The organism is Streptomyces otsuchiensis (assembly GCF_004305975.1).
Taxonomy (GTDB): domain Bacteria; phylum Actinomycetota; class Actinomycetes; order Streptomycetales; family Streptomycetaceae; genus Streptomyces; species Streptomyces otsuchiensis.
On sequence record NZ_BHZI01000308.1, the window covers coordinates 1 to 6,435 of the forward strand.

At 73.2% G+C, this 6,435-nt stretch carries 4 protein-coding genes; 1 reads left to right on the forward strand and 3 read right to left on the reverse strand.

From position 1 onward, the window contains the following. The first annotated feature begins 76 nt into the window (after window positions 1-76). Window positions 77-1,069: a hypothetical protein gene (locus tag E0D90_RS22320; protein ID WP_130799821.1), complete on the forward strand. Its 993-nt coding sequence runs from the start codon at window positions 77-79 to the stop codon at window positions 1,067-1,069. Between the two features lie 230 nt (window positions 1,070-1,299). Here the strand turns inward: E0D90_RS22320 and pyk are convergent, their stop codons facing one another. The 3 genes from pyk to pta form a co-directional block, all read right to left on the reverse strand. After that, window positions 1,300-2,724: a pyruvate kinase gene (gene pyk, locus E0D90_RS22325; RefSeq protein WP_103504422.1), complete on the reverse strand. Its 1,425-nt coding sequence runs from the start codon at window positions 2,722-2,724 to the stop codon at window positions 1,300-1,302. A 103-nt stretch (window positions 2,725-2,827) separates the two neighbouring features. After that, complete coding sequence (locus E0D90_RS22330; protein WP_130799822.1) at window positions 2,828-4,129, reverse strand: acetate kinase; 1,302 nt, start codon at window positions 4,127-4,129, stop codon at window positions 2,828-2,830. Further along, a complete protein-coding gene (gene pta, locus E0D90_RS22335; RefSeq protein ID WP_130799823.1) occupies window positions 4,126-6,252 on the reverse strand; it encodes a phosphate acetyltransferase in 2,127 nt (708 codons plus the stop codon). Before pta ends, E0D90_RS22330 begins: the two co-directional genes overlap by 4 nt. Window positions 6,253-6,435: the final 183 nt, after the last annotated feature.

Consider the following 6,435-nt stretch of genomic DNA (forward strand, 5'->3'; position numbering starts at 1 on the left):
AAACGGCCCCGCCCCCGGGCCCGAAGCCGACCCGGCACCGGTTCGGGTTCGGGTTCCGGTTCGGGCTCCAGGCCCGGTGCCGGACCCGGAGCCCGAGCCGGAACCCGATGAGGACCGGCAGCCGGGCGAGGAGCGCGGACCTCGCCACCCGCTCGACCCGCTGGGGCTCGGCGACGGTCTGCGCGACCTCGGCAACGGCATCATCGATCTGCTGACCCCGCGTGAACGCCGCGAGGCCGCCGAGGCCGAAGCCGACGCCGACGCCGACGCGGAGGCCGGGGCCGCGGCCGAGGGCGACGCGGCGTCGGACGATGCCGAGGAGGCCGAGTCCGGCAGCGCGGCCACCGACCGTCGCGCCGGCGCCGACGCTCAGCGGGGTGCCGCGAGCGGCCCCGACGCCGGGGACACGCCCCCCGCGACGGAGGAGGAGGCCACCGAGAGCGGGGAGAGCGCCACCGAGACCGACGCCGACACCGAGTCCGAAGCCGAAGCCGACGCCGACACCGAGTCCGACGCCGAGCCCGACAGCGACGACGCCGACCCCGGGGCACCCGCCGATCCGTTCGCCCCCGACGCCGACGGCAGGATTCCCTTCCCCTGCCCCGAGGAGCGCGCCGTCGCGGGCTCGGCCGAGGACACCGCCGCCGTCCTCGCCAACGACCCCTGGCTGCTGGAGGCTAGCTACCTGACCCTGGCCGGGCTGAAGTACCACGGCGTCGTCAACGTCACCACCGACAACGGTTCGGTGAAGCAGGCGCTGAAGTTCACCGCCGCCCGGCTCGACATCGGCGACCTGCACCAGATCGTCGACGGCGGGAGCGGGCTGCGCCACCACGTCCAGGCGGCCCACGGCTCCAACTCAACCTTCCGGGACGGCACGGTGACGATGTACACCGAGCGGCTGGAGGGCAAGCTGTTCGGGCTGATCCCGGTGGTCTTCGACCCGCGCCACGAGCCGCCGCTGGACCTGCCGATCGCCCACTTCACCGATGTGCTGGTGACGCAGGCGGCCCAGTTCGGAGGCACGCTGACCATGCCCGGGATGCGGCAGTACATGACCTACGGGTGATATCCCCGGCCCTGCCGCATCCGACGTTGACGGTCAGGCATGACCGCCGCCGTCGCGGGCAGGGAGGACGGGGACGGCGTGGTGCCGCCGCCACCCACGATCTCCCCCTCGTCGTGGGACGGCGGCGGGCACACGACCGGACGGCCGACGGGCCGGAGCGTCACGCTCCGGCCCGTCGGCCGTTCTCCGTCTCGCGTGGTGCGACGGCCTCCTCGGCCGCCGCACCGGGATCAGCTGTCGCTGCCCAGCCGCAGGATGCGCACCATGTTGGTGGTGCCGACGACGCCGGGCGGGGAGCCGGCGGTCATGATCATCAGGTCGTCCTCGTGGAAGCGGTTGAGCCGCAGCAGCTCGGAGTCCACCAGGCGGACCATCTCGTCGGTGTGGTCGACGTGCGGCGCGACGAACGTCTCCACACCCCAGCTCAGGGTCAGCTGGCTCCGGGTGGACGCCTCCGTGGTGAAGGCCAGGATCGGCTGCGAGGCGCGGTAGCGGGAGAGACGGCGGGCGGTGTCACCGGACTTGGTGAAGGCCACCAGGGCCTTGCCGTCCAGGAAGTCGGCCATCTCGCACGCGGCGCGGGCCACCGCACCGCCCTGGGTGCGGGGCTTCTTGCCCGGCACCAGGGGCTGGAGGCCACGGCTGAGGAGTTCCTCCTCGGCCGCCATCACGATCTTCGACATGGTCTTGACGGTCTCGATCGGGTACTGGCCTACCGAGGACTCCGCCGAGAGCATCACGGCGTCGGTGCCGTCGAGGATGGCGTTGGCGACGTCGGACGCCTCGGCGCGGGTCGGGCGGGAGTTGGTGATCATCGACTCCATCATCTGGGTCGCCACGATCACCGGCTTGGCGTTGCGGCGGCACAGCTCGATGAGCCGCTTCTGCACCATCGGCACCTTCTCCAGCGGGTACTCCACCGCCAGGTCACCGCGGGCCACCATCACCCCGTCGAAGGCGAGGACGATCTCCTCCATGTTCTCGACCGCCTGCGGCTTCTCGACCTTGGCGATCACCGGGACCCGTCGGCCGACCCGGTCCATCACCTCGTGCACGTCACGCACGTCGTCGGCGTTGCGCACGAAGGAGAGGGCGACCATGTCGGCGCCCAGGCGGAGCGCGAACTCCAGGTCCTCGACATCCTTCTCGGACAGGGCGGGCACGTTGACCGCGACGCCCGGGAGGTTGATGCCCTTGTGGTCGGAGATCACCCCGCCCTCGATCACGATGGTGTGGACGCGGGGGCCGGAGACCTCGGTGACCTGGAGACAGACGTTGCCGTCGTTGATCAGGATGGTCTCGCCCTTGCCGACATCGCCGGGCAGGCCCTTGTAGGTGGTGCCGCAGATGGTGCGGTCACCGGCCACGTCCTCGGTGGTGATGGTGAACTGGTCGCCACGGGCGAGCTCGACGGGCCCGTCGGCGAAGGTCTCCAGCCGGATCTTCGGGCCCTGGAGGTCCGCCAGGACGCCCACCGCGCGGCCCGTCTCCTCACTGGCCTTGCGCAGGCGCTGGTAGCGCTCCTCGTGCTCCGTCTGGGTTCCGTGGCTCATGTTGAAGCGGGCCACGTTCATACCGGCTTCGATCAGGTTCTTCAGCTGCTCGTAGGAGTCGACGGCGGGACCCAGGGTGCAGACGATTTTGGAACGGCGCATGCCAACGATCCTATCGGTTTGTTCAGCGGCGGAATAATCGCGGTGGCCGGGGGCGGTGCCGCCGGGCCGGAACGGGCCCGTGGCGCCGGTGCGGCGCGGGCTCTCACGTGCCTCCGGTGGCCGTCCCCGGCTCGCCCGCGACGAGGCGGTACGTCTGGGCGGCGATCTCCAGCTCCTCGTCGGTGGGGACCACGGCGACCGCCGTCCGAGCGTACTCCGGCGACACCACGCGTGGCTCCCGCGAGCGGGCGGCGTTCAGCGCCGGGTCGATCTCCAGCCCCAGCTGTTCCAGTCCGCCGATCGCCGCCGCCCGCACCTCCGCGGAGTTCTCGCCGACCCCGGCCGTGAACGCCACGGCGTCCACCCGTCCCAGGACGGCGCAGTAGGCGCCGATGTACTTGCGCAGCCGGTGCGTGTACGCGTCGAAGGCCAGCCGCGCCCGCGCCGCGTCCTCACCGCCGCGGTCGACGGCGCCCGGTGCCTCCCCGGCGTCGATCCGCCGGCGGATCTCCCGCATGTCGTTGTCGCCGCACAGCCCCACCAGGCCCGACCGCTTGTTCAGCAGCTCGTCGATGGCGTCGATGTCCATCCCCGCGACGCGGTGCAGGTGCAGGATGACCGCCGGGTCCAGATCGCCGGACCGGGTGCCCATCACCAGCCCCTCCAGCGGCGTCAGCCCCATCGAGGTCTCCACGCACCGCCCGCCCGCCACCGCCGAGGCGGAGGCCCCGTTGCCCAGGTGCAGCACGATCACGTTGACGTCCTCCGGCTCCCGCCCCAGCAACCTGGCCGTGCGGCGGGAGACATAGGCGTGCGAGGTGCCGTGGAAGCCGTAGCGGCGGACCTGGTGGCGGTCCGCGGTCTCCACGTCGACGGCGTAGCGCGCCGCGTACTCCGGCACCGTGGTGTGGAACGCCGTGTCGAAGACCGCCACCTGCGGCAGCCCCGGGTTGAGCGCCCGCGCGGTGCGGATGCCGGTGAGGTTGGCCGGATTGTGCAGCGGGGCCAGCGGCACCAGCCGTTCGATCTCGGCCAGCACCTCCTCGTCCACGACCGTCGGGTCGGTGAATCGCCGGCCGCCGTGCACCACCCGGTGCCCGATGGCGGCCAGTTGGGGCGAGTCCAGTCCGGTTCCGTCGGCGGCGAGTTCGTCGGCGACCGCGGTGAGCGCCTCACCGTGGTCCGTGAACGGCCGCTCCACCGTGCGGGGTTCTCCGTCGGCCGGGGTGTGGTGCAGCGAGGAGGTGCGCTCGCCGATCCGCTCGACCAGCCCGGCGGCCGGACGGCTGCCGTCGGTCATGTCGATGAGCTGGTACTTCACCGACGAGGAACCGGAGTTGAGGACGAGAACCCGGCTCGCGCCGCCGTCCCTCCCGGCCGTGGTCCCGTCCCGCTGGGGGGTCATGCGTCGTTGCTCCGCTTCTGCTGCTGCGCCTGGATGGCCGTGATGGCCACGGTGTTGACGATGTCCTGCACCAGCGCGCCGCGCGAGAGGTCGTTGACCGGCTTGCGCAGCCCCTGGAGCACCGGCCCGACGGCCACCGCGCCCGCGGAGCGCTGGACCGCCTTGTAGGTGTTGTTGCCGGTGTTGAGGTCGGGGAAGACCAGCACGCTGGCCCGGCCCGCGACGGAGGAGTCCGGCAGCTTGGTCGCGGCGACCGAGGGCTCGACCGCGGCGTCGTACTGGATCGGCCCCTCGACCAGCAGCTCGGGCCGCCGCTCGCGCACCAGCGCGGTGGCCTCCCGGACCTTGTCCACGTCGGCGCCCGAACCGGAGGTCCCGGTGGAGTAGGAGAGCATCGCGACCCTCGGCTCCACCCCGAACTGGGCGGCGGTGACGGCGGCCTGGACCGCGATGTCCGCCAGCTGCGCGGCGTCCGGGTCCGGGTTGACGGCGCAGTCGCCGTAGACCAGCACCCGGTCGGCCAGGCACATGAAGAACACCGAGGAGACGATGTCCGCATCCGGGCTGGTGCGGATCACCTCGAACGCCGGGCGGATGGTCGCCGCCGTGGAGTGCGCCGCGCCGGAGACCATGCCGTCGACCAGCCCCTCGCGCACCATCAGCGTCCCGAAGTAGGAGACGTCCCGGACCACATCGTGGGCGAGGTCGTAGTCGACGCCCCGGTGTGCGCGCAGCGCCGCGTAGACCTCGGCGAACCGTTCCCGCAGCGGCGAGGTGTCGGGGTCGACCACCCGCGCGTGGGCGGCGCCGTCCTCCGCGACCTCGTCGGCGGCCAGCAGCCGCAGGTCGATGCCGAGTTCGGCGGCGCGCTTCCTGACCACGCCCTCCGGGCCCAGCAGGGTCAGGTCGCAGACGTTGCGGCGCAGCAGCACCTCGGCCGCGCGCAGGACCCGCTCCTCGGTGCCCTCCGGCAGCACCACGTGCCGCCGGTCGGCGCGGGCGCGCTCGATCAGCTCGTGCTCGAACATCATCGGGGTGACGCGGTCGCTGCGGGCCACCGACAGCCGGCCGGTCAGCGCTGCGGTGTCGACATGGGTCTCGAAGAGCCCGAGCGCGATCTCCGCCTTGCGGGGCGTGGCGGCGGTCAGCTTGCCCTCCAGCCCGAGCAGCGCGGCGGCCGTCGGGAACGAGCCGCCGGGCACGGCCAGCACGGGCGTGCCCGGCGCCAGCCGGTCGGCCAGCGCCATCGTCTCGTCGCCGGGACGCTGGTCCAGCGTGAGCAGCACACCGGCGACCGGCGGGGACCCGGCGGCGTGCGCGGCCAGCGCCCCGATCACCAGGTCGGCCCGGTCCCCGGGGGTCACCACGAGGCTGCCCTCGGTCAGCGCGGGCAGGAAGGCCGGCAGCATGGCGCCGCCGAAGACGAAGCCGCGCACGTCCCGGGCCAGCCCCGTGTGGTCGCCCAGCAGCACCTCGGCGCCGACGGCCCGCGCCACCTGCGCGACGGTCGGGGCGGCCAGCGCCGGCTCCTCCGGCAGCACGAACACCGGCTCCGGCAGATGCCGGTCCAGCTCGCGGGCGGCCTCCCGGGCCTCGCCGTCCCGGACCCGGTTGGCGACGGTCGCCAGGACCTCGCAGCCCAGCGAGGTGTAGGCGTGGTGCGCGTTGCGGACCTCGGCGACGATCGTCGAGGCGTCCCGGTCGCGGCCGGCGACCACGGGAAGCACGGCCGCGCCGAACTCGTTGGCCAGCCGGGCGTTGAGCGCCAGCTCGGCCGGCAGGCCGGTGTCGGCGTAGTCGGTGCCCAGCACCAGCACGGCCTCGGACTCGCGGGCCACCGCGTGGTAGCGGTCCACCAGCGCCGCCACCAGCTCGTCGGTGCCGCGCGCTGCCTGCAGCGCCGCGGCCTCCTCGTAGGTCATGCCGGTGGCCTCGGCGGTCGGCCGGGCCAGCCGGTAGCGGCTGCGCAGCAGCTCCATCACCGGGTCGCGGTCGTCGTGGGCCAGCGGCCGGAAGACGCCGACCCGGTCCACCAGGCGGGTCAGGAGCTCCATGACCCCCAGTTCGATCACCTGGCGGCCGTCACCGCGGCCGATCCCGCTCACGTACACGCTGCGCGTCACGTGCGCTCTCCTCCACTGTCTGCCGTCGCTCGCCCGGCCGGTGGGCGGGGCGGTGGGTGTGCGGACCGGACTGCCGTCCGGGAGGTCACCCGATCCGCTCTTCCCGCTGTCCGACCGGCGTGGACCGGCGGGCTCCGGGTACGGTCGGACAGCGGGAAGAGCGGATCGGGTGACCTCCCGGAC